The 24380-nt window shown below is 39.4% G+C and carries 23 protein-coding genes and 3 pseudogenes; 19 read left to right on the top strand and 7 right to left on the bottom strand.

The window, feature by feature from the left end; translation table 11 throughout:
* The first annotated feature begins 444 nt into the window (after nucleotides 1-444).
* The 6 genes and pseudogenes from V7K56_RS26220 to V7K56_RS26195 all read left to right on the top strand — a co-directional run bounded on the left by V7K56_RS26220 (nucleotide 445) and on the right by V7K56_RS26195 (nucleotide 4739).
* Nucleotides 445-810, top strand: coding sequence for a hypothetical protein (locus V7K56_RS26220; RefSeq protein WP_334915113.1), 366 nt, complete (start codon nucleotides 445-447; stop codon nucleotides 808-810).
* A gap of 196 nt (nucleotides 811-1006) precedes the next feature.
* Complete coding sequence (locus V7K56_RS26215; protein WP_334915111.1) at nucleotides 1007-1381, top strand: hypothetical protein; 375 nt, start codon at nucleotides 1007-1009, stop codon at nucleotides 1379-1381.
* Between the two features lie 502 nt (nucleotides 1382-1883).
* Nucleotides 1884-2525, top strand: a complete 642-nt coding sequence (locus V7K56_RS26210; protein ID WP_334915109.1) for a hypothetical protein — start codon at nucleotides 1884-1886, stop codon at nucleotides 2523-2525.
* Nucleotides 2526-2535: 10 nt separating this feature from the next.
* Nucleotides 2536-3342, top strand: coding sequence for a pentapeptide repeat-containing protein (locus V7K56_RS26205; RefSeq protein WP_334915106.1), 807 nt, complete (start codon nucleotides 2536-2538; stop codon nucleotides 3340-3342).
* 128 nt (nucleotides 3343-3470) lie between these two features.
* Nucleotides 3471-3773: pseudogene (locus V7K56_RS26200) on the top strand (IS701 family transposase); the annotation flags it as partial.
* Between the two features lie 492 nt (nucleotides 3774-4265).
* Nucleotides 4266-4739: a hypothetical protein gene (locus V7K56_RS26195; RefSeq protein ID WP_334915104.1), complete on the top strand. Its 474-nt coding sequence runs from the start codon at nucleotides 4266-4268 to the stop codon at nucleotides 4737-4739.
* A gap of 387 nt (nucleotides 4740-5126) precedes the next feature.
* On the opposite strand, the gene V7K56_RS26190 is transcribed toward V7K56_RS26195, so the two are convergent.
* Complete coding sequence (locus V7K56_RS26190) at nucleotides 5127-5819, bottom strand: 2,3-bisphosphoglycerate-dependent phosphoglycerate mutase (RefSeq protein ID WP_334915102.1); 693 nt, start codon at nucleotides 5817-5819, stop codon at nucleotides 5127-5129.
* A gap of 18 nt (nucleotides 5820-5837) precedes the next feature.
* Between V7K56_RS26190 and V7K56_RS26185 the strand changes: the two genes are divergently transcribed.
* The 7 genes and pseudogenes from V7K56_RS26185 (at nucleotide 5838) to V7K56_RS26155 (ending at nucleotide 9479) form a co-directional block, all read left to right on the top strand.
* Entirely contained in the window at nucleotides 5838-5996 is a 159-nt protein-coding gene (locus V7K56_RS26185) for a hypothetical protein (RefSeq protein ID WP_334915100.1), read from the top strand.
* 72 nt (nucleotides 5997-6068) lie between these two features.
* Nucleotides 6069-6666 (top strand): annotated as a pseudogene (locus V7K56_RS26180) (IS1 family transposase); the annotation flags it as partial.
* Nucleotides 6663-6959, top strand: a pseudogene (locus V7K56_RS26175) (AIPR family protein); the annotation flags it as partial. The pseudogenes V7K56_RS26180 and V7K56_RS26175, both read left to right, overlap by 4 nt.
* Nucleotides 6960-7048: 89 nt before the next feature.
* On the top strand, nucleotides 7049-8068 hold the full coding sequence (locus V7K56_RS26170; protein ID WP_334915098.1) for an isopenicillin N synthase family dioxygenase: 1020 nt from the start codon (nucleotides 7049-7051) through the stop codon (nucleotides 8066-8068).
* A gap of 299 nt (nucleotides 8069-8367) precedes the next feature.
* Nucleotides 8368-8541 carry a hypothetical protein gene (locus tag V7K56_RS26165; protein WP_334915096.1) on the top strand — a complete coding sequence of 58 codons (174 nt, stop codon included), beginning with the start codon at nucleotides 8368-8370 and terminating at the stop codon, nucleotides 8539-8541.
* Nucleotides 8542-8775: 234 nt separating this feature from the next.
* Entirely contained in the window at nucleotides 8776-9108 is a 333-nt protein-coding gene (locus V7K56_RS26160; protein WP_334915093.1) for a DUF5674 family protein, read from the top strand.
* Nucleotides 9105-9479: a hypothetical protein gene (locus V7K56_RS26155; protein WP_334915091.1), complete on the top strand. Its 375-nt coding sequence runs from the start codon at nucleotides 9105-9107 to the stop codon at nucleotides 9477-9479. Before V7K56_RS26160 ends, V7K56_RS26155 begins: the two co-directional genes overlap by 4 nt.
* A 133-nt stretch (nucleotides 9480-9612) precedes the next feature.
* Here the strand turns inward: V7K56_RS26155 and V7K56_RS26150 are convergent, their stop codons facing one another.
* Entirely contained in the window at nucleotides 9613-9735 is a 123-nt protein-coding gene (locus tag V7K56_RS26150; RefSeq protein WP_334915089.1) for a hypothetical protein, read from the bottom strand.
* A gap of 590 nt (nucleotides 9736-10325) precedes the next feature.
* Here V7K56_RS26150 and V7K56_RS37245 point away from each other — a divergent pair.
* Together V7K56_RS37245 and V7K56_RS26145 are read left to right on the top strand one after the other, a co-directional pair.
* Nucleotides 10326-10400 carry a hypothetical protein gene (locus V7K56_RS37245; RefSeq protein ID WP_442940188.1) on the top strand — a complete coding sequence of 25 codons (75 nt, stop codon included), beginning with the start codon at nucleotides 10326-10328 and terminating at the stop codon, nucleotides 10398-10400.
* A gap of 200 nt (nucleotides 10401-10600) precedes the next feature.
* Nucleotides 10601-12046: a PQQ-dependent sugar dehydrogenase gene (locus V7K56_RS26145; RefSeq protein WP_334915087.1), complete on the top strand. Its 1446-nt coding sequence runs from the start codon at nucleotides 10601-10603 to the stop codon at nucleotides 12044-12046.
* Nucleotides 12047-12273: 227 nt separating this feature from the next.
* Here the strand turns inward: V7K56_RS26145 and V7K56_RS26140 are convergent, their stop codons facing one another.
* The 5 genes from V7K56_RS26140 to ssuD form a co-directional block, all read right to left on the bottom strand.
* A complete protein-coding gene (locus tag V7K56_RS26140; RefSeq protein ID WP_334915085.1) occupies nucleotides 12274-13629 on the bottom strand; it encodes a (Fe-S)-binding protein in 1356 nt (451 codons plus the stop codon).
* 56 nt (nucleotides 13630-13685) lie between these two features.
* The gene (locus V7K56_RS26135; protein ID WP_334915083.1) at nucleotides 13686-15044 is read right to left on the bottom strand and encodes an FAD-binding oxidoreductase; all 1359 of its coding nucleotides are present in this window, start codon (nucleotides 15042-15044) and stop codon (nucleotides 13686-13688) included.
* A gap of 523 nt (nucleotides 15045-15567) precedes the next feature.
* Nucleotides 15568-16134 (bottom strand): NADPH-dependent FMN reductase, encoded by a 567-nt coding sequence (ssuE, locus tag V7K56_RS26130; protein WP_334915081.1) that lies wholly within the window; start codon nucleotides 16132-16134, stop codon nucleotides 15568-15570.
* Nucleotides 16131-16769 (bottom strand): beta-class carbonic anhydrase, encoded by a 639-nt coding sequence (locus tag V7K56_RS26125; RefSeq protein WP_334915079.1) that lies wholly within the window; start codon nucleotides 16767-16769, stop codon nucleotides 16131-16133. The genes ssuE and V7K56_RS26125 overlap by 4 nt, the downstream gene beginning before the upstream one ends.
* Nucleotides 16770-16796: 27 nt before the next feature.
* Nucleotides 16797-17957: an FMNH2-dependent alkanesulfonate monooxygenase gene (gene ssuD / locus V7K56_RS26120; RefSeq protein ID WP_334915077.1), complete on the bottom strand. Its 1161-nt coding sequence runs from the start codon at nucleotides 17955-17957 to the stop codon at nucleotides 16797-16799.
* A 523-nt stretch (nucleotides 17958-18480) separates the two neighbouring features.
* On the opposite strand from ssuD, the gene V7K56_RS26115 reads away from it, so the two are divergent.
* The 4 genes from V7K56_RS26115 (at nucleotide 18481) to V7K56_RS26100 (ending at nucleotide 24054) form a co-directional block, all read left to right on the top strand.
* The gene (locus V7K56_RS26115; protein WP_334915075.1) at nucleotides 18481-19473 is read left to right on the top strand and encodes a helix-turn-helix transcriptional regulator; all 993 of its coding nucleotides are present in this window, start codon (nucleotides 18481-18483) and stop codon (nucleotides 19471-19473) included.
* A gap of 307 nt (nucleotides 19474-19780) precedes the next feature.
* Entirely contained in the window at nucleotides 19781-22408 is a 2628-nt protein-coding gene (locus tag V7K56_RS26110) for a TonB-dependent siderophore receptor (RefSeq protein WP_334915073.1), read from the top strand.
* Nucleotides 22409-23416, top strand: a complete 1008-nt coding sequence (locus V7K56_RS26105) for an iron-siderophore ABC transporter substrate-binding protein (protein ID WP_334915071.1) — start codon at nucleotides 22409-22411, stop codon at nucleotides 23414-23416. It begins immediately after the preceding gene.
* Between the two features lie 29 nt (nucleotides 23417-23445).
* Entirely contained in the window at nucleotides 23446-24054 is a 609-nt protein-coding gene (locus V7K56_RS26100; protein WP_334915069.1) for a 2OG-Fe(II) oxygenase, read from the top strand.
* The last annotated feature ends 326 nt before the right edge of the window (nucleotides 24055-24380 follow it).

The raw sequence follows: 24380 nt of genomic DNA, 5'->3' as shown, positions 1-24380 counted from the left end.
AGACTTTTTGTGCTTTCGCTGTTTTGATTCCCCATATAAAAAGACTATCACAGAAATTGCCAATTTGCTTGCCAAACGCAAATTATTTTTGCGGGTGTTTGCTTTTTACCTGCTATCTTGGCTTAAAAGCCCCAAATTCCAATAAACAGAGCATTTGTCTAGCAATCAAAGTTTACCAATTTAATTGGTAAATAGTAATATTTAATACAGTTTTAGAGATTAGTTTCAGCTTTGATGCTTGATAGGCGAGTAATACAAACAGTAGAAAACATACGAAGCAATTTCGCATTTTGGGGTAAATTTTGCCCTGACAAAAAATTACCTATTTGACTAAAGTAAATATGCACATAGCATCAGCGAATAATTGCTGTTTGATTTTTTGCACAATCAATTAGGTATTTACCAAAGTATGCAATAGATGGCAACAAAGTAATGGAGAGAGTAATGATTACCGAAGAAGACTTAGCTCAGCAATTTAATGTAATTATTGAACACACTCACCCACGGGTATGGAAATTGTTAAGCCAATGTTATGTGAAGATAATCAATCCTCATCCTCACTTAACAAGAGTAAATATAAAAATATGCGTCCGTCAGTCAAAATACATTGGTATTTATTGCCCTGATAGACTAATTAGTGCTGTAGTAGAACAAAAAAACCTACTTAAAGAAGTAGCAGAATACTTGGGGCTAGTTGAAGTCGTTTGCTTAAATGCCAATAACTTGATGCGCGATCCCCTCTCAACTCTTAAGCAAGCTTATCCCCAGTTGTGGTTAGACTTGTTGTGGATTGTCACTCAAGAACAATAACCTAGTACCGCTGCGCGGAAGTCAAAAGTCAAAAGTATTGTATTCCGGGCTTTCGCGTCATTTTGAATGGTATGTTTATTTACGCCTTGCGGTACTAGTAAACCTGATTTTTCTGCAAGATTCAATCTCCATCCAAAAAATCAAAAGTACCAATCTTCACCGCAGCTTCGTTACTTTTGAAGTCTGCCAAAATCTTATGAATCAACCATGCTTACATCCAGATGATTTGCCTTCACCTAAAACAATCAAGGTGAGTGAAATACTATTCAGACAGCTTGAAGAAGCAACCAAAAAAAGCTTTTTCCTAACGTGCGATCGCATGACACGGATTTTGTTATCGAGTTGTCATTGGTATTTCCAAATCAATAGTGGCGTTTTGACGTTGATCGTGATTTGTAATAATATGGAAAGTTATCGCAATATCATGAAAACTGTTCCCCAATTTGCTAACTACTTAAAACAGTTTGCCAATAGAGCTAAAATTACTGTCAGTTCTCCAATTGACAAAGGTATACCGTGGGTACTCAGCATAGATAATATCTTACCTGAAGGGGACTTGCCCAGTACCTGATAAATCAACCAGAAAAATCGCGATCGCCTCTTTTCTCGAACATTGGCGATTGCGTCAAAAAAGTCCGTCAAGCCTCTCCCAAGCACGGCAAGCTGTTTAAGTGCTTTTGGAGAGGCTTATTTGCTTGATTGGAGGGATAGGGAGAGGAAGTTACGGACGTTTGTGAAAATACTTTAGGAAAAACAAGTTGAGCTAGAAAGAGCCATATTCATTTGGGAGATGTTGGGGAAATATTTGAGGTAAAACTGAGGTAATCTAAAAGGGTCAAGATGTTTACAAAGCAGCTGTGTTAAACAAAAATTATGTCGTCCGAGCAAAGTAGATATTATCCCAAGACGACGATGGTCTTCTAAATAAGCATTAGCTTCTATAATTGCGATTTGACACACGGGTGTAGATCCGTTTAACGGATTTTGCGCTCCCTTATACCCTATATTGTCAAGTTAGGCGCTTATATCTTGTATATAGATAACTTTTACCCTCACGACTGGAGAGCAAAATCTTGGGCATAGAATTACGCAGTTTCGTATTTCTCGACAGCCTGCAACCTCAACATGCAGCATATATGGGAACAGTAGCCCAAGGCTTCTTACCATTACCAGGAGATACATCACTGTGGATTGAAATCTCTCCTGGTATCGAAATTAATAAAATTACGGATATAGCCCTGAAATCTGCCTCTGTCCGTCCGGCAGTACTGGTAGTTGAACGACTATACGGACTATTAGAAGTTCATTCTAGCTCCCAAGGCGAAACCAGAGCTGCTGGTCAAGCTATTTTGGCGGCACTGGGAGTCCGAAGAGAAGAATGTCTGAAACCGCGGGTTATTTCTAGTCAGATTATCCGCAATATCGATGCTTATCAAACACAACTGATTAATCGCACGCGCCGAGGACAGTTACTACTAGCAGGTCAAACGCTGTATGTATTAGAAGTAGAGCCCGCTGCCTACGCTGCACTGGCTGCCAATGAAGCGGAGAAAGCAGCGAGGATTAACATTCTTGAAGTTCAAGCTGTAGGTAGTTTTGGACGGCTTTACTTAGGTGGACAAGAACAGGATATTCTAGCAGGAGCAGCGGGAGCATTAACGGCCATTGAAAGTGTTGCTGGTCGGGTAAATTCTCTGGGTGGGCGTCAGGAGTAAAAAAGAGAAAATGGCAAATCGTGAGCATCTAACTTTACTCAAAGCAGGTGCAGTTACATGGATTGAGTGGAGAAAGAAAAATCCCCAGATTGAACCAGACCTCAGCGCCGCTGATTTGCAAGGCGATAACCTCAGAGGCGCAAACCTCCAAGGGGTAAACTTGAGAAGAGTTGATTTGGGTAATGCTTTACTTGTGCGAGCAAACCTCAGTGGTGCTGACCTCAGTAGTGCCAACCTCTATAAAGCCTTCCTGAATGAAGCTAACTTGAGTGCGGCTAACTTCAGTGTTGCTAACTTGAGTGGCGCTGTACTTACGCAGGCAGATTTGAGTCATGCTAATTTGATTGGAGCTGACTTAAGTCAGGTGGATCTTAGAGGTGCTGCGATCGCATCTGCTAATCTAATTGGCACTGACTTAAGAGGCGCTAACTTGAAAGATGCCGATTTAGGTGCAGCGAAGTTGATTCGCGCTAACCTCTCTTTTGCCAACCTGATTGAAGCTAACTTGATTGCGGCTGACCTCAGTGAGGCGAGTTTATACGAAGCAGAAGTTTTAGGGGCTTATCTTTACAAAGCTGATCTATACAAAGCTAACCTGACCAAGGCTCACCTCAGTGGTGCATACCTATTGCGAGCTAACCTAAGTGAAGCTGACTTGAGTCAAGCTAACTTAAGTTGGACTAACCTTAGAGGTGCAAATCTGGCAGGGGCGAATCTTAGAGGAACTAACCTTAGAGGAGCCGACATTCGGGGAGCTAACCTCAGGGGCGTAAATCTTCAAGAAGCAATTATGCCTAACACTTCAACACAACATTAGTTTACAAGAACAAGTAATTAACGTTTAGATTCATTTTTTGAGGTATTTCTTCCCACAATAACTATATAAAATTTATGTAAAGTTTAACTGTTATTAAGCTCAAAATGTTTTGGATAATCTATCAATTTAACTTAACAGAAGTTTTCTATAGGGAAGCCAAAGGTTGGTTAGGGTTAAAAGAATATCAAGTTCGAGAGCAAAGAAGTTTACTTCGACATTTTATTTTAGTTTTTTGTGCTTACACTTTTATTCTTTGGCATCAGTTGACTGGGGGTTTAAGGCGAAGGTGGGCTAACAAACCTCTAAACACTTTTACCGAAGCTTTAGAGGCGTTTAGAACAGCTATGTCTTATCGATTTTTCGATTGGTTGACCCTCAATCGTGAACTGTTTGCTGCTTATAAAGCTAGTTTGGGTTACATTTGGGCTTAATTTTTGTTTAAGTCCCGCTAATTGAAAACAACTCTGGAACAATAACAGTATTGCAACTGGCAAGAAATGCCCAAATACCAACTCGGTCGGCTAAGGAATATCTAGATGAGAAAGCTAAAGAACTCAGCGCTAGTTTTGAAGTAAATGAGGATGGAAATGTTTCGTATCGCTTCTGTTTGTAAGACGGTTATGATTACAGCAGGTCAAGCGATTACACTTCGTTAGATCAACTATAATTACATAATTGTACGTTCAAAGAAAAGCAATCCTCCTTACGATTGTTGAAAGCTTTAGTTGATGTAGTTACTGCTGCTACAGTCGTGTACTGAACTTGACATTTATCTTTAATCCGGCTTTAACTCCATTGTGCAAAGGGACTTAGCGGCTGTTTTTGGGTCAAAGGACATAACATATATAGGAATTTTTTGTATATTATATATCGATATGAAATTCTTCTTATTTCCCCTAGCAATCATTTTTCAGTTCTGTTATATGGCACAGACATTAGTTGTGCAAAGTTTTGATTCTATTCCCACTGTTTTAATAATTAGCAAAAGTTCACCTGAGATTGAGTGCGAGAACCAAGCCGAAAATTTTGTAGTCAAATATTCTGCACCTACTATTTCAATTACAGTTAAAAAGTTGTCACTAATTTGGAGTGAAAGAATCGAATCATACAAAAATCCCATATCTGCAACGCCTAGTCAAGTCACAACTCATATAAAAAACAAAAAACTTAATAACTATCAGTTTAATCAACTTAAAAAACTGATTCAATCAAGTGGCTTTATGGATTTAGCAGCAGAGTATGGTGCAGCGACTAATCAAAGGTACTATCCTTATTCTATTTCAGTATGTTTAAACAATCAAGAGAAAAAAGTATTTTTAAGAAGTAATCCGGGTAATGGTAAAAGTCCTAAAGCATTTCGAGTCGTGGAAGATTATTTGCGACAGCTAATTAAGTAGTACACTTACCCCACTATCGTCTGGGATAAAGCCAAAATTTCTGCCTAGATAATTCGTGCCTTATTATACAACGTACGATGATTGCTGTAACTAATTTGTCAGAGACAGCTGGTGTTAAACAGTAGTTAATGTCCCAATGTTATCGCCACTGAAATGGGCAGAAGAATTTTGAGTTCTGTAATCAAGCTGTGGAACTCCATTTAAAATTAAATATCAAGATGTGAGTACCTTTGCCCTCAAGTTCAAACTCATTTAGTCGTTGCACAACAATTGCTCGTGCTTTTTTTGTAGATTTAGAAATTAAATTTGATCAACAATTTTCCTGATGAAACCCACAAAATATTAAACTTTCACAGACATAATACTAGAATCTCAATTTTTGATGAGCTAGATGATTACAGAACTTATTACTTTTCCTTGCTGATTAATCTCATAGACAATTGGAACACTAGTCGCAAGTTCAAGGTTGGGTATTTCTTCAATACTAAGATTATCTATATACATGATGATTGACCGTAGAGAATTGCCGTGGGCAGAAACCAGGACGTTATCTCCATCTTTTATATGGGGAAAGATTCGATTTTGAAAAAATGGAATCGTCCTTTTGGCAGTGTCTTCAAGACTTTCTCCTCCTGGTGGTCGTTTGATAAATGAACGCCGCCATTCATGCACCATGTCTTCACCGAACTTTTCTGTCGTTTGAGCTTTGTTTAATCCCTGTAAATTACCGTAATAGCGTTCATCAAGTTTTGCACACATGAAAATGGGAATTTCCTGACTTTTATCTCCTTCATAATTATCCCAACCATGCCAATCGTGATCTGAGGCGTTATGTTTGAATACAGGGCTTTTACCAGCGCAAGTTTTTTCACATTCAGTTAGACAAATAGCACTTGTCTCAATGGCACGAACCAGTAGGCTAGTGAAACACACGTCAATTCGATAATTTCTTATTTTTTTTGCCGCCGCAATCGCCTCAAGGCGACCTAGATGACTCAGGGGGACATCAACCCAGCCGCTAAATCGGTTGGCTGCATTCCAAGTACTTTGACCGTGACGAATTAAAATGAGTTTTGCCATTATGGGTTGAAGAAAGCAGTGAATGCAACATTTTGGTTGGATATACCGATTGAGCAGCGCCTACGGCAAAAGTTAGAGTTGAACTTGATTTTGAAATGGCTCACACCTTTCAACTACCGAAAACTGGTGGCGTTGGGGGCAGCCATTTGGTTAACCAGAGCAACAATGCCACAATGAAACAACGATAACAGATACAGTAACGTTAACCAATTAATTTCATCGCCAGATTTGGCGTTGCATAATAAAGGGATGAACTGTCCTCATTGTGCATCCACCCATATTCGTAAGAACGGGCATCGACGTGGTAAGCAAAATTACATTTGCGTATCATGCGACGTGCGTTCCGCCCCGCTTCTCTACGAGACGCTACGCGTAGCTTGCTTCCCCGGAGGGGTACGCTAACGCCAATTTATAGAATCATATTTACTCGCGTGGTTATTCAGATGAAATCAAAAAACAATGTTTAACAATGTACGTTAACGGTACGGGATTTCGTGCCATAGAACGGCAAACGGGAGTTAACCATAACACGATCATACAGTGGGTTAAAAAGGCGGTTCAACCATTAGCAGATGCACCTGAGCATTCAGAAATTCCCGAAATAACCCAAGTAGATGAACTAAAAACTTTTATTGCTCAAAAAAAAAACAAAATATGGCTGTGGACAGCCGTGAATAAAAGCTATCCAGGGATTTTAGCCTGGGTTTTGGGAGACCGTAGTGCTAAGACATTTGAAAAACTATGGAGAATTATAAGATGCTGGAAAAGTTATTTTTATGTCACGGATGGTTATCCAGTTTATCCATGTTTTATTGATGACGGAGACCATATTGTTAAGAAAACCTACCGATAATTGCGTCCTATCGAGTATTTTTGGATAAAGACTATAAATGGATTCTGCCATTTAATGAATTTGCCGAAGACTTTCTCCAGCACCTGTGTACTAACTATTTCCGCAAATATTTGGTGTCGGAGAAAACAGCAGGAAATACAGTCGGTACAAAAATCAGCCGCAATCAAGAAATTTGGGAAAGTTTGTATATCTCGGCGCAAAGCTATCTAAACCAACACTTGATGCAAATGGTTAACTCTAGTAAGCAAGAAGAATCGAAGGTGACACAAGGTAGAAAAGGGCGTTAGTCGCGGCGAAATATCGCATACCAGTTCAATTACATACTATTTATTATGTAGTCTAGTTATTAGTCTACGCACGACTAAAAAAACAGAGTATGACAATCTTACAAGTTGTGGATAAAGAGTTTTCAAAAGTTCCCGTCATTGATATTAGTACATTGGTCTCTCAAACTAACAACTATTCTGATGTAATTGCAGACCAAATTAGACAAGCTCTCCATAATTACGGTTTCTTCTATATCGTCGGACATGGAGTTGATGAGCAATTACAAAAGCAGTTAGAACATCTTAGCCAACAGTTTTTCGCGCAGGATGTAGAAACAAAACTGAAGATTCGTATGGCTCTTGGTGGTAAAGCATGGCGAGGATATTTCCCTGTAGGTAATGAGTTGACATCAGGTAGACCGGACTTAAAAGAAGGTATTTACTTCGGCACAGAACTAAAAGAAGACCACCCACTTGTGAAAATTGGTATACCAATGCACGGTCGAAATCTTTTTCCATCCAATATTCCCCAATTTCGGGAAACAGTGCTGAATTATATAGACTCAATGACCAGACTTGGACACACTCTAATGGCTGGTATTGCTCTAAGTTTGGGGTTAGAAAAGTCCTACTTTGCAGACCGTTATACAAAAAACCCATTGATATTATTTCGGATTTTCAATTACCCTCCTAATTCATCATTATCTGAATCTAAATGGGGCGTTGGCGAACATACAGATTATGGAGTATTAACTATACTAAAACAAGATAATGTCGGGGGATTACAAGTCAAATTAAAGTCTGGTTGGATAGATGCACCTCCTATTCCTGGTTCATTCGTATGTAACATTGGGGATATGCTCGATCGTATGACACGAGGACTGTATCGCTCAACACCCCACCGCGTTCAGAACCGATCAACAAGTAGTCGCTTATCATTTCCATTCTTCTTTGATCCCAATTTCAACATTGAAGTCAAACCCATTGAACTCAACGGCATAGTAGTGAATGACGATCAAAGCGATCGCTGGGATAAAGCTAGTGTCCACGAATTTCGCGGGACTTATGGCGATTATCTTCTGAATAAAGTCTCCAAAGTATTTCCAGAACTGCGCCAAACAGTGTTCTAGAGTGCTGTTAGCGGTAGCACGGCGTTGAGCCAATGCTGAGTAAAAGTTACTAACCTCCAAACGGATGATCAGCAAGTTGAATATGAAACGTGCCTTACTAGAAGAATTACGCCCGTGCGGCGTACAGCCTTTTAGGTAGAGCGCATGACGCAACTTTTGAACTGACGGATGCAATATTGCTAACTCGTAACGCTTATATAGGACTCCGATTTGATTTATGAAAACATACTGAGACTGAAAAGCCTGTTTTATCAGGGTTTTATCTAAAATCTTGTTCAAAAATCAGATATGAGTCCTATATGTATCAAAATATGTACAATCTTGCTTGGGTAAAAACAGCTTGCGAACACGTTTTAGGTAAAAATATTTCCCCTCGAACTTGGCGTAACTGTCTGCGAATATGTGGCGTTCAGCCTTACAAGCGAGAAATTAAACTCAAATATAGACATAACGAAGAATTGCCAATAATTTAGCGATGGCGTAACCGCCCACCGAAGGCGATCGCAATATAACTATATTTCACAGTTTTCACAGTAACATTTCAAATTCGTAGCAATTATGTACATTGCATTTCTGCCTTCATATTTGAGTTCCTAAATACCCGATAGATATGGCCGCTAATGTGCCAGTGAGACTTACAGTAATTACTTGTACTTGATTGGGTTTCATAATTAAAATCCCTTTCCTTAATAGAGGTTATGATTTGAATGATTTTGCTATTACGTAATCGCGCTATCCCTCTTCAACTTGAACAAATGTTGGAAGAACACAAGTTCTACATCAAAACCGCAGTTGATATCGAAAAAAGGGTACTGGTTGGTGGTGGCGAACTGCACGCTGATTGCGAAAAAGAGCTATTGAAAGACGGTAGTAGGCAAAAAGATATTTGGGCTGCCAGTTTTATGCCAATAACTGGAAGGATGATTTTTGAATCAATGGTTAATCTTCGTCCTCGGCAAAATAGGTCAATAGAGATTTTAGACCCTAATATTAGAGAAAGGGTTGCTCAACTTCTAATGGAGTTCCTGGGAAACTTATGATCGAAATGACACCAGAGCAGAAAAATTTTACACAAGATGATGTTCCCACTCGGTTGCATCACTTGGCAAATCATCTATCGCAAATTCAGTCTATGTGGGTTGGAGACTCATCAAGGGATTTGATGTTGCCTTTGGTAAAAGAAAGTCGGTACTTTATTGAGTGGATTGTACCCGACATGGTAAAAGCAGACGATATTGACCGAGCCTGTGAGTTAGTTGACTTAGTTCGTTTGCTGACTAATTGGTTGTTTGATTGGGACGGCATCTGGTTTGATGCCCAACAAAAGCAATCTGCATCTCTTCAAACTTCATATTGGTTACAGCGAGTTTTGGAAATATCACGCACAGAACCGGAATCACTGAGTGCCTAATCTCTATGAAGCCTTCTTGCGCTTCACCAGCTCCGGTGACAATGGCTGATCCTTTGGATGCTTTCATGGCAAGCTCCTAATTTGAACTGATTGTTTTTACTTGCGCTAATCCCCTAGTTTTTGAGACTAGTTTTTAGCCAACGGGTCGCACCGCAAAGAGCATTGGCAAGTGAGGATAGTTGTGAAAGTCTCCCTCAACAACTTCTGCTCCCATCTGTTCCAGGAGTAAACTCCGCTTGTCCTTGCGGTGAACCATAGCTTTTACAGAGAGGCTCTGGAGCCGCAAGATTTCTACAATGCGAGCACCAGTAGCGCCACGTTAACTTATATATTTTCAGATGTATTTCTTTAATAGAAAAAGTATTTTTTTCCAAACAAAAATTGATATTGAAACCTAACTTAACAAAAATGTCGTAATTAAGCTAAAAAATCTTATAATCTTTACCAAAAAAATAGTATATTTTCACAAAGCTTAATTAAAGGTTACATTTTTTTTTAATAGTACTAAAAATTAAAGAATTTGCATTTTTAAGATTTGGTAAAGGATTTGACGTTACCTTTCACTCATGATAATAAATAATTATAAGAGAGTTAAAAATCAAAAAGCCTGGGGAAAATGAGTAATTAAAGTAAATTAATTTTGAACCAATTACTTATCATTCGCATAATCAACTAACCAAATCAATAACTAATATTTTCTCAGTATATTGATATTAATTAGGCTAGCAAAGGCATCTGTATTTAAACTTACGGTTGTAATTAATCAATATTGAACTTATTTATGAAGAGTTCTTTGACTGAGTCCGAACTTAGGCATTAGTTAGAAATTCAGGAAAAATAATAAATATGGAAATTATTTATGGTACTACATCTCCTGATATAATAAATGGGACTTCGGGAGATGACACGATATATAGTTGAACTAATAGTGGTAACGCCAATAGTCTTTCCGGTAACGACACCCTTAATGGTGTGGCTGGTAACGATAATCTATATACGCTAGAAGTCAGTTTGGCATAAGAATAGTACCCATTGTTTATTTCACCCGTAATATCTAAAAATTTTTCCCTGCTCAAGAGAATTTTGCAACAAAATTAACTGACTATTTTATCAATAAAATCATGAATAATACTAAATTATATAACTACATGAAAGGCAGATTTATCGGTAAGTTTGCTACTAAAACGCTATTATTTACAATAACACTATTGTTTACAATAATTTTATTAAATCATAGTACTACTGGAGTAAATATTGTCCCACAATCCCTACGTCCTGATATTAAGGTTCGCAATATTATTAATACATTATCAGTCTCTCCTTCTGTTCGGATTGTAAAAGATCCACGAAACAATACCCTCTATTACCTCAAACAAAATGGTGAGATTTATCGAGTCGATTTAGATTCTTCTACTAAAACACTTGTGTACAATTCTAGTAATCATAATTTAAGTGAAACTCAAGGTATGGCCATTGGCCCTAACGGCACAATTTATTTAGTTGGCAATGCAGACGTTGTGAATAACCAGACTAAAGCAATTATTGTTAAAGGTGTAATTAATTCGAGTACAAGAAAGCGTATCTGGTCTATTTTAGCTCAGAGTGCAGACTATCCTAAAAGCAAAACAGCTTATGACCATCGGTTCAACGGTATAGTTGTTAGCCTGGATGGTAAATTTATCTATGTGAATAGCGGTTCTCGTACCGATCATGGTGAGGTTCAGTCTGTTAATGGTCTATATCCCAATACTCGCGAAGTTGGGTTAACCGCCTGTATACTCCGTCTTCCTAGTAATAGCAATAATCTCTTTCTGGCAAACAATCGAGCAACTTTAAAGACATCTGGCTATATTTTTGCAGAAGGAACACGTAATACTTTCGATATGGCTTTTGCGCCCAATGGGGATTTGTTTGGCACAGAAAATGGTCCAGATCGCGACATGTCAGAAGAATTAAATTGGCTACGTTTAGGTGGTAATTACGGCTTTCCTTGGCGTATTGGTGGGACAGACAATCCCCAACAATTTCCCAATTATAATCCTACTACTGATCAATTGTTAAGCCCTCAATTTAACGCCATCAAAAAGGGTTACTATCGTAACGATCCAACCTTTCCTATTCGACCTACTGAAAATTTGATTGAACCAATTCCTAATCTTGGCCCGGACGCAGATAATTACCGCGATCCTGTAGATGGAAAAATCAAAGATGCCAGTGTTCTTGGACAAAGTATTAGCACTTTTACAACACATCGTTCTCCTTTAGGATTAGTTTTTGATACACAAGGAGTAATGAGTCGAGAATTCAGCAGAGATGGATTTATGTTGAGTTGGACACCAGGCGACCCCACTGGCGAAACACTAACAGGCCCTTTTAAAGATGCTAGCCAAGATCTATTGCATTTAAAGTTAACTAAAGTAGGAAATACTAACTATAAACTTAACGCTACGCGCCTTGTCATAGGTTTTAGTAATCCCATTGATGCTGAGATTATTGACAATAAGATTTATGTTCTAGAATATGGTGGAAATCAAGGAATTTGGGAAGTCTCTATGCCTACTAAGTAAAACATTACTTAATCTTCTGGAGTGCTGCCTTTAGTCAGACATTGAGTCTCTGACTCAATGAATGCATTCCCAGTCTCAGACTGGGAACGAGGAACCAGAAAAGTCTTATCAAGCTAGGTTTTGAGGACTTGTGTGTACACTGTAGGCAAGCAATAAGGGGAGTAAAAACGTAGCTTTGACTCTTTGCTTTAAAATCAATGACAAAATGTTCAACCCACAAAAAATGTCTACAATTTCAACTTTTCACCGCGAATCGAATAATCTAACAACTCCATCGGGTGAATAACTAACATCTTCTTACCTTGCAACTGCAAATGTTTAGTAATTTGCAAAGTACACCCAGGATTAGCAGAAGCAATTAACTCAGCACCAGTATTCAACAGATTCTGCACTTTTTGCTGACCCAATTCTTCAGAAACTTCTGGTTGCAGCATATTATAAACCCCGGCACTGCCACAACACAAAGCTGCATCTATTGGTTCTCTCAACTTTACTCCTGGAATTTGTCGCAACACCTGACGCGGTTGGACACTAATCTTTTGTCCGTGCAATAAATGACAAGCATCTTGATAAACTAAATTCAATGGTTTATTAGTTAGCGGTGAAAGTTTCGTTGTTAATCCAACAGTTGCTAAAAACTCTTGAGCATCTTTAACCTTAGCTGCAAAATCCTTTGCCTTTTCCCGATATTCTAAGTCATCTTCTAAAATATGACCGTACTCTTTTAAAGTATGACCGCAACCAGCAGCATTAATAATTACAAAATCTACATCTGTCTTGGCAAAACTATCAATCATTTGTCTTGCTAAAGATTTCGCCTGTTCTGTTTGTCCTTGGTGTTCGGGAAGTGCTGCACAACAACCTTGAGATTTGGGAATCACAACTTCACAACCATTCGCTGTTAAAACGCGAACTGTCGCTTCATTCACGGGTGAGAAAAACAGCCGTTGGACGCAACCCAAAATCACCCCAACGCGATACCGTTTTTCACCTTTAGCAGGAATCACAGTCGGCAAATTATCTTGAAAAGATTTGAGAGTAATTTTTGGCAGAATTGATTCCATTGCTGCCAAACGGGGGGATATTTTATTGAGTAAACCCGTAGCCCTAAGGAATTTAGCTAACCCCAACTTTTGATAAACCAACAACGGAACTAATAAAACTCGTAAAAGATTGGGATAGGGAAATAAAGAAAATATCAGTTGACGAAAAAATTGGTCTGGTAAACTGCGGGGATAATTCCGTTCAACTTGATGACGAGTTGCAGAAATTAATTTGTCGTACTGCACACCAGAAGGACAGGTACTCACACAAGCAAGACACCCTAAACAAGAATCAAAATGTTCTACTGTTGCCGTATTGAGAGCAATTTCACCCTGATTAATCGCATCCATTAAATAAATGCGTCCTCTAGGAGAATCCATCTCCTTACCAAGTACCCGATAACTGGGACAAGTTGAGAGGCAAAATCCACAATGTACACAACTATCAATCAACTTCGGGTCAGGCGGATGCCCCTCATCAAAGCCATTCAAATTCTTTAAACTTGCCGTATTATTAACAGAATTTTTTGAAACTTGCATATTTGTCTTTTTCCCCTCTCTATCTCAGCGTTCTCTGTGTCTCTGCGGTTTGTTTCTTAAATTCCACCCACAAACCGACCAGGACTTAAAATGTTTTTACTATCAAACTGTTCCTTAATACGGCGCATCAACGGCAAAGCATTCCCCGTATACCCCCAAACATCTATTTGTTCTTTAACCGCCTTTGGTGCTGACAAAATTGTTAAAAAACCTTTATTAGCTTGAGTGCGTAGACGCAGCCCGCCGTAGGCATCACCCCCAGTAAAACCTAGCCTATCGCGCACTTCCAAAACCTGATTTTTATCCTCTAATTGTAACAAACCTAAACCACTACCAATATGAATCAAACCTAACTCCACTTGAGTTAAAATCTCTACAGCAGCAGTAGGTAATACTCCTATTTTGCAGGTAATTACAGAATCTGTGGCAGTAAAATGTATTCGTTTTTGCAATCTCTGCCATAGACTGGCTTCATCACTATCTGCAAAAATTGCCCCATCTAAACCCAACTTTTCCCCTACTTCCAAAACTCGATTTGACTGTTCCTTAACACTCTCACTAATACTTTGAAAGCGGGCAATTAATCCCAGTCCTTCACCCAAACCTAAGCTAGACACCAGTTTAGTTGATAGCAAATCAGCTTGGACTGGTGTTAACGCCGAACCTCTAAGAATATCAGCCGCTTGGGATACAGCCTCTGCACTGCCAGTTAGTACCACCGTCGCCGATGCCTCTGGTAGCGGATACACGCGAAAAGTTACTTGACTAATAACTCCTAATGTGCCATAAGACCCAGTAAACAACTTCATCAAGTCATATCCGGCGACATTTTTAACTACTCTTCCTCCAGCTTTGGCGACTTGTCCATCAGCGCGGACAAAGGTAATACCTAGTAACTGGTCGCGTACACTACCATAGCGTTGCCGCAAAGAACCTGTATCACCTGTGGCAACAATACCACCAACGGTTGCTGACTCTGGTGCTGTGGGGTCAAGGGCAAGAAATTGCCGCGACTTTGCCAAAAGTGCTTTGAGATCGGAAAACTTCATCCCAGCTTCTACGGTGATAGTCAAATCGCCAACAGCGTGTTCAATCAGTTGGTTAATGCGTTCTGTACTAACTACAACATCAATGCCTTTAACTAAACCGCCCCAAGTGAGTTTACTACCACTACCACAAGGAAGGACGCGCCAGTTATTTGTGTGAGCCGTGGTAATGACTGCGGCTAGCTGTTCTTGGCTGCGGGGATAGACAATACAACTGGGTGAATTTCCAGAAGCTATAGCCTGTTGGATACGTTTTTGCTGACCGAGTTCGATATTTTCCCAAAAACAAATAGCATTTTCTTTACCGACGATAGATGCAAAATCAGAAGCGCAGGCGCCTTGCGGCTTGTCGTTAGACATCGCTTTCATTGAGTTTATTTTTTTATACCCTACATCTAATTTACTGGCTAACCTGACTAAAAAAGCTGATTATTACCACCAGTAATGACAAAATAGCCCAGTTATGAGGGGTTAAGAATTTAGACCAACAATTAGCTCAGGGCTGCGATTGGCTGCATGATTAGCTGATCACGCGTCCTAAAAATTGATAAAAACTAAACAATGACGACATTTCTCTAAACGCCGCTAGGTTGGTTTTATCCGACTCAAATTAAAATTGAACAAAAATAATAAACGACACCCCGAATTCGATGAACATACCTTTGACATTTGGGCATCCGCCTTAACTTGACACCTATGACAAGATGTCCACCCCACAAGTAGTAGTAATTTATTTGTTGGAGGTCCCTTAAACTTAGATGACATACACCGCTATAAAAGTAAAATTTTTGAGAGTAAATTTATGTTATTATGATTAACTTTTAGAGAAAGGTAGCAGATGAGTAGAAATTACCCCTCTGCTACAAGTAAACGGAGGTATAAACTTGATTACTTAATTGGCATGAACCAATTCTTGAGGGGCTGCGGCATCATATTCGACAGCTTTAACAAATTCCTTGAGTACTTCTTTGAGTCTTTGCTCAATTTCCTCATCTAACAGGACGCTGTTATCAGCTTGTCGTTGAATTTGTTTGTCTACCGCATAAATAGTAGCTAGGATATGCCGCGCTCCTAATTCAGATAACACAGGTTTGAGGGCATATTCAATTGCCAATAAATGAGCGATCGTCCCACCAAGGGCAATTGGTAAGACGGGTTTACCTGTCAATGATTTTTGTGGCAGCAAATCTAGAAATGTTTTCAGCACTCCTGTGTAAGCAGCTTTGTAAATTGGGGTGGCAATAATCACACCATCTGCCTTTGCTAATAAAGCTTTTGGCTGTTCTAAAGCAGGGCTGTCGTATCGTCCAAAAACTAAATCTTCAGCAGGCAAGTCCCGAGCTGAAATAATATCTACGTGCAAGCCTTCTTGTTGTAAAAGGTTGGCAGTGTATTCTACAACACCATAGGTTCTAGATGGATGGGTTGGACTACCTGCGATCGCTAAAATATTTGTCATTCAATTAAACTCCCAGTTTCTAAAACGGGTTCAGTATGTTTTGCAGTTTTGGTCTCCATCGCTGATGCTGTGTTGACCCGATCACTCAGACGTTTGTAAGGACGGCGCAAACTCATACTCTCTACTTCCCAAATGTAGCCATGAATAACTACATCCTGGGGAATTAAAGCAGAATTACGCAGTAATTGTACTTGCTGTGTGCAGATTTCATCTACATCGGTAAACATTTTGATCCATTTAGAAAAAACGCCTTTTGGTAGCTTCAATTCTGGCAAAGCAGGATCTACACTAACTCGATCCAGGTCAATACCTTGATTTCGCAATACCTCACTGAGAAAGTCTCCTGATGCTGTCATCATGCCACATTCGGTATGATTAATGACGATGATTTCTTTGCTGCCAAAAAACTGTGTAGTTAACATCGCTGACCGAATCGCATCATCTGTAACTAACCCCCCAGCATTACGGAAAATATGAGCATCTCCTTCACCAATTCCCAATGCTTTCTCCACTGGTAAACGTTCATCCATGCAAGCTAGTACCCACAAGCGTTTATTGTTAGGTACTCCCAATTGACGACGAAATGCCCACGTTTCTTTTTCTGAGATTTTTTGGTCGATTTGTTGGTACAGCATGGCTGTTAATCTCTTAGTTCATAATTACTAGGATATGTACGTTGCTCTTTCTTGAAGCTTTTGTTTAGGGAAATCTTCATTTGCCACAATCTCACCAAATGGACTTAAGACATGTTGCTTCTCCACGGCGGGTAAATTCTCTAATGGCAGATGGGGAAATAGAAGTTCTGCAACTCGATAAGCTTCCTCTAGGTGGGGATAGCCAGAGAGGATAAAGGACTCAACACCCAAAGAAGCGTATTCCAATATCCTAGCCGCTACGGTTTGGGGATCGCCTACTAGGGCCGTTCCCGCACCACCCCGGACTAAACCTACTCCTGCCCACAGGTTCGGGCTGATCTCTAAGGCCTCACGATTACCGTGGTGTAATTGAGTCATCCGCTGTTGTCCAACTGAATCCATCCGAGCATAAGCTTTTTGGGCTTTAGCGATCGCTTCGTCATCTACATACTTAATCAATTGATTCGCTGCATCCCAAGCTTTACTCTCAGTTTCGCGCACAATAATATGTAGGCGAATCCCAAACTGCAAAGTTCGACCTTCTGATAAAGCAAGTCTGCGAACTGCTGCAATCTTCTCGGCTACTTGCTGCGGTGGTTCGCCCCAAGTTAGATAAACATCTACATGCTTGGCAGCAATTTTTTGAGCAACCAGAGAGGAACCGCCAAACCATAAAGGCGGATATGGCTTCTGGACGGGTGGAAACAGCAACTTACCATCCTGAATGTTGAGATAGTCGCCTTGAAGATTGGCTTGTTCACCACTAGCGATCGCTCGCCATACTATTAAAAATTCATCTGTTAATTCATAGCGTTGATCGTGATCCAAATGCAAGCCATCCCCCGCCAATTCTACGGGATCGCCACCTGTGACGACATTAATCAGCAAGCGTCCCCCAGAGAGGCGATCAAAAGTTGCCGCCATCCGCGCTGCCACTCCAGGCGATACCAAGCCGGGACGAATCGCCACCAAAAAACGCATCTGTCGCGTCAGTGATACCAGTGTTGATGCTACAATCCAAGCATCTTCGCAAGAACGTCCCGTGGGTAGCAATGCGCCTGTATAACCAAGGTCATCCACCGCTTGAGCAATCTGCCGCAGATAAGGAAAGCTTACTGCCCGTCCACCTGTAGCAGTTGCAAGGTAACGTCCGTCGCCATGAGTTGGGATGAACCATAGTAGCTGCATGAATTCTGTCCTTACAAACTACGGCAAATCGATAGATATACCGTTTTATTTATAATTTTTAGAGTATCACATATTCTATTTAAGTAAGCAAGAGGTTTTCTAAAAACGCCGGTATTCCTATCAGACAAATGTATATTAGATGGTGTTCAACAAGCTGGGGATTGATCGCTTCACTCGACCATTTTTCAGGCTGTGGCACGGAATCTAAACAGTTGCCGTTTCGCTTGCATATTGTTGTGGTGTATTCAAACTGTTTAAACCTACGACAGGAATAAGTATATAAAGAAATATACCAGTATAGTTGGTAAACTTTTATTAAAATGTTTAATTGATTACATTTATCACTAACAGTAAGTGATAAGTTTAACAGCAATTTCTAATACCTAGCCTCTAAAGAGCCATTTACTACCTGCTAGTAAAAACTTTTACTTTTAAAAAGTTTCTAGCATTTTTTCCGCAATTATATTTAGATTGCTATTTGAGATGCGTCTGTATTTCTTATTTAAAATTTGTTAAATAACTGATGACATTAATCCTATCATTATACGATTATTGGAAACTATTTAATGAAGAAGAGCCGATTAGACAAAATAGCGATTCCGATAAGTTTGACATGATTCGCAAACTTCAAATTATATATGGTGAAGGATTTCACCGAGAAATTCATCTACGAGATGATGTACTTTTAAGTATCTACAACTATCAATCACAAAAATCAGTAGTTGTAGAATCTCCTGTTAGAGGACACATGATAGAATTTCAATTTTTCCCTTTGGCAGGTTCTCAAGCTCAAAACATTAGTAGCAGAGCAGGACAATACTTTTTGAGCAGTGATGGAATGGCTCTTGAGTCTACTCATTTCCATCATGAGTTCTTTGGATTGATAGAAGTCGGTGTTCATATAAAACCAAAAGTTTTTTACTCATTTGTATCAGATATCTCTGGAGAAATTCCGCCGGAGTTAAAACATTTATTTAGACGTTCAGATCAACCCACTTATGAGCGTTATGGTATCCAAACTCCAGCAATGCTTTTAGCAGTGCAGCAAATTCTTCAATGTCCCTACCAAGGTATAACTAAACGAATATATTTTGAAAGCAAGGTTTGGGAATTAGCAGCATTAATAATAGACCAAGAGTTACAAATCAATCAAGGTAACTTAATAACGACTATGCTTAAATCTTCTGAGATTGAACGTATTCGTAATGCTAAAGAGATTTTATTACAACATATACATAATCCACCTTCTCTGATACAGCTAGCACGACAGGTGGGACTGAATGATCGCAAACTTAAACAAGGCTTCCGGCAAGTTTTTGGTACTACAGTCTTTGGCTACCTACATAACCATCGCATGGAACTAGCTCAAAAGCTACTGATGGAAAAAAATATGAATGTCACGGAAGTAGCTAGAACAGTGGGTTACACTAGCTTACCTTCATTTAGCTATGCCTTTTATAAAAAGTTTGGAGTAAATCCCAAGTCATATCAGACAAAAAAAGTCCGTCTCGAATAAAAAAAAGTCCGGCTCAAAGAAAATGCGATCGCTTTGAGTATTGTATTCTATAGCAATCACTAAAGTTGGTATAAACATAATTTTTTACCAACTGCCTTAGTTAGTAACAATAGCTACTACAAATTTCTATTATGAGTTTGTTTTAACGAGGAGATGCAAGATCCCCGACTTTTTTAAGAAGTCGGGGATCTGAGCAAACTTTATGCAAACAAGCTATTAACAGTATTTTTGTTGGCTGATGTCTAGTGCAGCAAATTTTACTTTCGCTATTGTTTTACGTTGTGTGTTGGTCTGGAGTGTATAAAAAATGCGTTTTCATCTTCTCTTTGCTGTTAGTAGCTTGTTAATAACAGTTTTTTCTGTGACTGTAGCTGATGCTGAACAACTATTATCTGAAAAATTTAACACTTCAGGTGAAGTCAAAAGTAAAGTTCATTCTTCGAGTGAAGTGCAGACTTCTAAAACGAGTGCAAAATATTTGTTGAGGACACCTAGAAATCAGAATTTTGTTCCTCAATTAAGTCAGGCAACTACGGATGTGGTGTCAGTGACAGATGTAAAGGTGAATACCACAGATAAAGGGATAGAGTTAATTTTAATTACAGCTAATTCTGTTAAATTACAAGTTTCACCGAAGACAGAAGGGAATTCATACATTGCAGATATCCCTAATGCTCAGTTAAAGCTAGCAAGTGGAGATTTTCGGCAACAGAAGCCTTACTCTGGAATTGCCCTAATTACAGTCACAAATGTAGATGCAAATACTTTGCGGGTGACAGTAGTGGGGGAAACAAGTACACCTGTTGTCGAGTTATTTGATAGTCAGACTGAGGGTTTAGTATTTGGGGTAACTCCTGCCGTATCGACTGCTATTCAGCCAACAACACCGCTACAGCAAAACCAAACTCAACAGAAGCAACCACCAATTGAGTTAGAGGTGACTGCACCCCCAGACACGTATCGGGTTCCAAATACAAGTATTGGCACAAAAACAGACACGCCACTGCGTGATATTCCCCAATCAATTCAAGTAATACCTGGGCAAGTTTGGCAAGATCAAAGCTCGGATAACCTTGGGGATGTGTTGAGAAATGCAGGTGTTGCGCCACCAGCCCGTTTTCCTGGTCGTTTTGCTGATGAGTTTACCATTCGAGGCTTTTCAAACAGCTTTACTAATATATTTATCAATGGTTTGAGGCAAAGTCCAGCTTTTTCAATTATTGCTCCCACTGACTTGACCAATCTACAGCGAGTAGAGGTTTTCAAAGGCCCTGCTTCTGTACTTTATGGTAGGGGTAATCTCAGTGGCTTTGCTAATTTAGTTACCAAACAGCCTCTAGCTGAACCATACTATAATCTTCAGTTCACAGCAGGTAGTTATAGTTATTATCGACCCTCAATTGATCTCTCAGGTCCACTTACCTCTGATAAAAATGTTTTGTATCGCTTTAATGCTTCTTACATCAATTCCGATAGTTTTCTCGATTTTTACAACCAAGAGCGATATTTAGTTGCACCAGTTATTACTGCACGCTTGGGAAACAATACTAAGCTAACTTTAGAGGGAAGCTATACACAGATTAAAAAACCTCAAGAAATAGGCTTACCTGCTAGAGGTACTATTTTACCTAATCCAAATGGCGAACTCCCTATTAGTCGGTTTTTAGGCGAACCTTCAAATCCTCCAGAAGACCGCGCTGTAACCCAAGGAAGTTACAGACTAGAGCATCGTTTTAATGAAAACTGGTCTTTGCAAAACGCTTTTCAAATTACTTTGTTGAGGCAAAACGTTCCCAGTGTACAACTCAGTGCTTTATTAGCGGATGACCAGACTGCAACACGAACTAGGGTTTTTGATAACATCAATATCCGCAATAACTACATTTCAGATACAAATGTAACTGGTAAGTTTAAGACTGGCAGCATTCAGCATCAAATTCTGGTGGGGTTCGAGTTATCTAGATACGTGCAACCGCTTTCAAAGTTTACTAGAGTCACTGCTCCTTCTATTAATATCTTTAATCCAATTTACGATCAGACTGGCGGTGGTACTCTTGTCTCTCGTTCCAACATTAAAACTAAGATTGATAGTTTGGGTTTTTATGCTCAAGACCAAATATCTTTTCTAGATAACCTTAAGCTTGTTTTAGGTGGGCGTTGGGACTTCACAGATTTTAGTCAGACCAATAGACTTATTTCAACTACAACTAATCAAGATGACAGCGTATTTAGTCCTCGTGTGGGCTTAGTTTATCAACCTAGTAAAGCGCTTTCACTTTATGCCAGTTACAGCCGTTCTTTTGAGCCAGTGGTTGGGACAGCAGCTGATGGTAGTGCTTTTAAACCGCAATATGGGACTCAATATGAAGCAGGCGCTAAAACGGATCTGTTCGATGGCAAACTCTCTGCCACTCTAGCTTTGTATCAATTTACTCTTTCTAATGTCACAACGACCGACCTCACTAACCAGGACTTTAGTATACAAATTGGTGAGCAAACAAGTCGAGGCGTAGAGCTGAATTTAGCAGGAGAAATTTTGCCAGGATGGAACGTAATTACCGCTTATTCTTACACTGATGCTCGTATTACACAAGATAATAACTTTCCTGTGGGAAACTTATTACCTAATCAGCCAGTACATCTTGCTAGTTTATGGACGACTTACTTTATACCCAAAGGAGATTTACAAGGATTAGGATTTGGTTTTGGTTTAACTTACGTAGGCGACCAACAAGTAGATTCATTGAACACTTTAAAACTACCAAGTTACATTCGTGCTGATGCAGCCCTTTATTACCGTCGAAATAATTTTAACGCTGCACTCAATATTCAGAACCTATTTGATAAGAGATATTTTGAAGCCTCCAACGGCGATACACAAGTTTTCCCCGCTTTACCACTGATTGCAAAATTCACACTTGGGTGGCAATTTTGAATGGTTGTTCGATGGATACATTGTCTTAAGCGAGGGTGGTTACTAGGATTAGTTACCTTTTTTCTTGTGTGCGCTTGCACTGTTGTGTATCATCCTGCATCAACACAGGTTAAATTCAGCACCTCTGTTGGTAATGTTTCAAAAGCAAGTAGCCGTCTGATTAAACACGCGATGGGTGAAACCTGGATACCTGTGCATCCGCAGCGAGTAGTTATTTTACATGGTTTTTTGTGGGAAGATGCGATCGCGTTAGGATTCAAGCCAGTGGGCGCAGCAGTTCGGGGATGGGCTAGCATAACACCACCGCAGATTAGCTTAGAACAGCTACAAGGCGTTGTGGATGTGGGCTATGTACCAACCAATATCGAAAAGGTTTTAGCTCTTAAACCGGACTTGATTTTAGGCACGTTTGATGCTCAAAAAGATATTTATCCATTATTGTCACACATTGCACCAACAGTTATTGTTCAGATCAACATTCACGACTGGAAAGACCATTTTATCAGAGTGGCTGAAGCGTTGGATAAGACCAAGGAAGCACAAAAGGTCTTAACTGACTATGATTCTCGCTTACAAAAGTTTAGAGATGCTATGGGCGATCGCCTTTCAAAAACTCGGTTGTCAGTGATTGGTTTTGAAAAAGAAATTTGTTGGCTGTTCAATCAGCAGAAGAATAGCTTTTCATATGGCATTTTGTCAGAAGTAGGTTTAATTCATACAACTTCTCTGAATCAAAATATTCCCATGTTAGATAATTATCTTATTTCTTGGGAACGTGTTGATGAAATAGATGGAAATGTGATTTTTGTGACTACTTTCGCGTTTAGAAAAGAAGAAGAAACCCAAAAAAATTTACAGCGTTTGCAATCTGTACCTTTATGGTTCAAGTTAAAAGCTGTGCAGAATAATAAGGTTTATCGAGTAGGAGTCTACTGGATAGGCAATGGACCTTTAGCAGCTAATCGTGTAATTAATGACCTTTTTAAGTATTTATTCAACAAGTCATAAGTTTTACTTTTATAGAATTGGAGTACATTATGCTGTTAAATTTAGACGCAATTCGCAATGGTATAATTCACGATTATCCTTATCATTGGATTCTCTTTAATAATGTTATTAATGACTCAGCTAAAAGTGAATTGGTTAGCACTCCTCCTCCAGAAGATCAATTTCAATATGGAGAAAAAGATGGTTATGGACATTGGGTAGGGCCTCCTTTTAGAAAAGATAGAGTTTTTTTCAAAGGAACTGCTTGGCAAAAATTAATTGAAGAACTTCATTCTCCTGCTTATAGGATAGCTCTTGAAGAACTGACAGGCTTGGACTTAAGCGAGCATATATTAGGAATGCTTCTCTACCAATACGATCCAGGACATGGTACATATCCTCATCGTGACAATTTAGGCTGCACAATCGTTCATATGTTCTATTTTTCTGAAAAGTGGGACTCTCGCTGGGGAGGATGTTTCCGAATTTTAAATAACTCTCATCCAGATTCCGCCTTTATCGATGTACCACCACTGTTTGAAACTTCTGTTGCCTTTATCAATTCAGATAAAGCATGGCATATGGTTCCTCATATTGCATCAGATGTCACTCAAATTCGATATGCTCTCAAAGCCAGCTTTTATAAGCCACAAGAGTAGTTTGAGGTGTTGTTAAATCAGGCGTAGCTGATGAAGCACTTAAGAGCGATCGCCCCCTAAAAGCTACTAGCTATGCCTTTTATAAAAAGTTTGGCATAAATCCCAAGTCATATCAAACACAAAAAGTCCGTCTCGAATAAAAAAAAGTCCGGCTCAAAGAAAATGCGATCGCCGTTGGTATTGTATTCTTTAGCAATAACTGAAGTTGGTATAAACACATTTTTTACCAGATAGGTTGGTAATTAACTTGTAACTTCTACGGATTTATACTATGAAATTGTTTTAAATAGTACCTACAGAAGAATCAAGTTACTATCTTAAATCAT

Origin of the sequence: Nostoc sp. (genome assembly GCF_036917535.1) — a bacterium.
Taxonomy (GTDB): Bacteria; Cyanobacteriota; Cyanobacteriia; order Cyanobacteriales; family Nostocaceae; genus Nostoc.
This window is presented reverse-complemented; position numbering and strand designations above follow the sequence as displayed.